The 4477-nt window shown below is 72.2% G+C and carries 3 protein-coding genes; all 3 read right to left on the bottom strand.

Features of this window, described 5'->3' with window-relative positions; all coding sequences use genetic code 11:
* Window positions 1–770, bottom strand: a 770-nt coding sequence (locus tag VGW35_13725; GenBank protein HEV8308715.1) for an SDR family NAD(P)-dependent oxidoreductase, incomplete at its 3' end; no start/stop codon positions are given.
* The gene (locus tag VGW35_13720; GenBank protein ID HEV8308714.1) at window positions 767–1714 is read right to left on the bottom strand and encodes a glycosyltransferase; all 948 of its coding nucleotides are present in this window, start codon (window positions 1712–1714) and stop codon (window positions 767–769) included. The genes VGW35_13720 and VGW35_13725, both read right to left, overlap by 4 nt.
* A partial coding sequence (locus VGW35_13715) for a hypothetical protein (GenBank protein HEV8308713.1) occupies window positions 1711–4477 on the bottom strand: 2767 nt, incomplete at its 5' end. The genes VGW35_13715 and VGW35_13720, both read right to left, overlap by 4 nt.

Below are 4477 nucleotides of genomic sequence, written 5' to 3'. Positions count from 1 at the left end.
CCCCGGGCGACCTCGATCCGTTCGGCGGCCAGCCGGAAGGCCGCGATCAGGTCGTCGATGAAGAGGACGTCGCGGACCTGCTTGCCGTCTCCGTAGACGGTGATGGGGCGGCCGAGGGCGGCGGCGATCGCGAACCAGGCGACCCAGCCCTGGTCCTCCACGCCGAACTGGCGGTAACCGTAGATGCAGGACTGCCGGAAGACGACCGTGCGCAGGCCGTAAATGCGCGCGTAGTCGAGGAAGTACTGGTCGGCAGCGCCCTTGGAGCACCCGTAGGGTGAGTGAAAGTCGAGAGGCCAGGTCTCGGGAATGCCCTCCGGCAGGTCCCGGAAGCCATAGCGTCCGTCCCTCTCCACGATCCCGACCCGTGGCAGCCCGCCGTAGACCTTGTTCGTCGACGCGTAGATGACCACCGGGTTCTGCCCCGACCGCCGGACCGCTTCCAGGAGGTTGAAGGACCCCAGCGCGTTGATCTCGAAGTCCTCCCGGGGGTCGGCCACCGACGTCGTCACCGCCACCTGGCCGGCCAGGTGGAGGACGAGATCCACCGGGCCCTTCTCGAGCGCGCCGGCGACGGCCTCGAAGTTCCGGAGGTCGTCCCGGACGAGCTCGAACGGGCCGGCGGTGCGCAGCCAGCGGAGGTTGACCTCGGCGCCCTTCCGGGCGAGGTTGTCGAACACGCGGACCCGGTCCCCCGACTCCAGGAACGCCCGCGCCGCATTCGAGCCGATGAAGCCCGCCCCGCCCGTGATCAGGACCGTCCGGCTCACGTCGACGTCCTGGTCGCGGCGTCGGCCGAGCGCCTCCGCGCGATCTCCCGGTACGCGCGGACCTCGCCCTGGCGATGGGCCACGTGCTCCACGATGGCGGCCAGGGTGAACCCCGGGATCGCCCGCCGTCCGCGACGATCGAAGCGCGCCAGCCGGGCGGCCGTCCGCACGAACGGGACCACGGTCAGGAGCTGCCCGACGCTCCACACGCACACGCCGACCAGGTAGTACCGGATGACCTCCAGCGGCACCCGGTCCACGTAGTAGAGCCGGAAGGGCCAGCCGCGCCCGCGGCCGCGACGCTGGCGCCAGAACTCCCGGAGCGTGCTCGGCGCGATGTGGGTCACCACGATCGACCGGTCGATCACCTTCCGGTATCCCTGCTCGAGCCGCTCGCCGAAGACCGCGTCCTCGCCCGACGCCCCCGGAAAGTGCTCGTCGAACAACCCGACGGCCAGGGCCGCCGCCCGCCGGCACGAGAACCCTTCGGTCCACACGATGTCGTCCCGGTGGTCGTACCAGGCATGGTGCTGCGCTTCGATGTATCGCGGAAACAGCGCGTCGTCGTTCGCCACCCTGGACTGGACCAGGACGAAGTCGGCGCCTTCCGCGTAATGACGGAGCACGGCGGGAAGAAAGTCCTTGGGCAGCATCACGTCCGCGTTGAGGATCACGACGATCTCGCCGGTCGCCTCCCGCAGGCCGCGATTGCGGGCCGCCGCCACCCCCCGGTTCTGCGGCTGCCGCAGCACGGCGATCCCGAACCGCTCCGCATAGCCCCCCACGATCCCGAGCGTGCCGTCCACCGAGCCATCGTCGACGACGATGATCTCGTCGGCCGGGGGGTCCAGCGAGACCGCCCCGTCCAGGCACCGGGCGATGTCGGCCTCCTCGTTGTAGGTCGGGATCACGATCGACACCGAGGGCCCCGTCGCGTCCGTCATCGGCCGCTGATCCGGTAGGCGGGCCGGCGATCGCTCACCCAGGCCAGCGTCCAGCTCGGAGGCGCCGCCCATCCCAGCGCGTCGAGCGTCCTCGCCACCACCACGACCAGCCACCCGGCCGCCAGCGCGGCGAAGGGCACGGCCTGGGCCAGGACCCGGTACCGGTCGGTCACCCCGTACCAGTAGACACCGCCGCCGAAGATCGCGTAGAAGATCTCCGTGCTCCCGGGGAAGGCGATGGCGTCCGGCACCGGCCGGGCCGCGACGCCGTAGAGCGGCGCGCTGTTGGCCATGCTCAGGAGAAAGACGAGGACCATGAAGCGCGCGGGGCCCAGCGCCAGCGCCGCCAGGCCGGCCAGCGCGACCCAGTAATAGCGGCCCGCCGCCAGCACGCAGGCATCCCGGATGGCGAGGAGGTAGCCCCTCGTCACGCCCCACAGCCAGCCACCCTCGACCGCGAAGATCGCCCCCAGCTCGCGAACGACGGCGGCCGTGGTCCGGATCTCGGCGATCTCGGGACGATTCTTCAAGGGCAGCATCTCACGCGCGTGCTCGAAGAAGAAGACGAGCCGCGGCGGGTTGCTGGCGAAGAACGCGCCCCGCCGGATCTTCGAGGCCACCAGGAAGGGCCCGAGCAGCAGCCCGACCACGCCCAGCGTCGCCCCCACCCGCAGCAGGCGCCGGCGCCATCCGGTGACGGTCCACGGCGTCGAGGCGAGAGTCACCACGACGCCCGGCAGGTGCGCGAGCAGCTGGAGACACAGCAGGCCGCCCACCACCCCGCCCCCCACCGCCTGGCGCCACGACGACCGGCCCGGAGTCGGCCAGAGGGCGATCGCCAGCAGCAGCACCAGGCACAGCTCGAAGCCGGTCCGGAACCCGCGAACGGCGTCGTAGATGAGATACGTGCTGCCGGCGACCAGCGACGCGCCGACCAGGCCGGTCACCGCCGATCCCAGGAGGCGCCGGCCCGCCACGTAGGTCAGCCACACGCCCGCCACCGAGAGCAGCAGCGTGAGGAGCCGCAGGGCCAGGTCGGAGGCGCCCGTCAGCATGAAGAACGTCGCGCCGAACGCGATGAACAGCGGCTCCAGGACGCCGGCCGGCAGGGACAATCCCGCCGAGTAGAAGCCCTGCGACGCCGATCCCCAGGCAAACGTCCTCATGAATCCGAGATTCATCAGCGCGTCGTCGGCCACCGGGAACCGATAGATCCGGACGAATTCGGCCCAGCGCGCGGCGAAGGCCCAGCACAGCACCAGGCTACACGCCACCGTCGCCAGACACGCGCGCCGATCGCGCGCCCACCGGCCGCCCAGCCCGCTTCCGGCCGCGCCGATCAGGGACGCGACCAGCAGCCCCCAGGTGCCCCATCCGACCACCGCGTCGCCGGCCCCGAGCGCGGCGGCCGCGACCGCCAGGCCGGCGGCACCCAGGATCGCCACCGCGATTCCACGCCCCGGGCCGATCCACGGCGCCAGGCCCGCAGCCAGGCCCAGCGGCAGGACGACCAGGCGAAACATGGCCGCCAGATCGGGCAGCTGGCCGGGGGCGGGGCTGTCACTCGCCGCCACCTCCAGACGATCGACGACCAGCGCCTCGTGGCCGGTGCCGTTCTCGGCGGCGAGCTTCACCCACAGCACCCCGCGGTGGCGGGGCGGGATCAGCCGGCTCACGTCGACGACGGCGTTGTTGAGATCCCGGTCCCGGAGCACGTCGATCCAGGTCTGCCCCTCGTCCGCCGAAACGGCCACGCGGTTGGCGATCTGTCGCGGAGACCCGTAGAACCAGAGCCGCATGACCACCTGCGGAGCGGGGGGCATCGGATAGGCCAGGATCAGCTCGCCGGGGGTCTTCTCGGCGAGGCAAAAGCCGTCGACGCAGGGATGGAAGCCCTGCCGTCGAATCAATCGCCGGGGATCCCGGAGCGATCCGTTGTTGAAGTCTTCGACCACGGACTGGAACGTCACGTGCTCGGCCCGAAAGACCCCGAGTCGCGGGCCGAACACCACCAGTCCGGTCAGCACCCCGGCGGCGATCAGCAGAAGCTGGCGCGACGGCCGGATCGCCGGGGTCGCCGGGGGCTCGCGGCCGGGCCCCATCGCCCGAAGGGCCGTCTCGACGGCCGGCGAGGCACCCGCGAGCGCCCGGAGCCGCGACACGCCGTACGCGAAGGCCAGACCGAGCACGGCGAAGATGCCCAGGACCACGGGGGCGAGGCCGGAGCTGACCAGCCGGACGTCGTCGACCACCAGGACGGACGCGGGGGTCGGGTTGGTGGCGGTGACCCGGAGCACGACGGGGCGCACGCGGCCGGTGCCCACCGCGTACAGGGGGTCGCCGGCCAGCTCCAGGTCGGCGCCCACCGGCTCGAATGTCGTCCCGTCGGTGGAGACCTCGACGCGATTGGTGAACGTGGCGCCCTGCCACCGCCGGTAGAGATGGGCGTGGAGCACGAGCGAGCGGAACGGCGAAGGGGCGAGCCGCAGGAGCAGCGTCCCCCGCTGGCCGGGTTCGAGGGCGAGGCCGTCCGGGGACTGGGTCCACCCCTCGGCGGCCAGGATCTTGACGCCCCGGCCGGCGGGGGACGCATCGACGTCGAACGTGTGGTGGTAGTGCAGGGGCGGCGACAGGCGAGCCAGGAGCGGAAGGCCCGCCAGCCAGATCAGGAGCAGGAAGGCCTGGATGACGCGACGCCCGGGCAGCCCCAGGCGCGCGGCCAGCAGCGGCAAGGCCAGCGCGGCCAGCAGGCCGGAGGCCAGC

This window comes from Candidatus Methylomirabilota bacterium (genome assembly GCA_036005065.1).
Lineage (GTDB): Bacteria > Methylomirabilota > Methylomirabilia > Rokubacteriales > DASRDR01 > DASYQW01.
The sequence above is the reverse complement of the archived record's forward strand: the minus strand, read 5'-3'. Positions and strand labels throughout refer to the sequence as shown.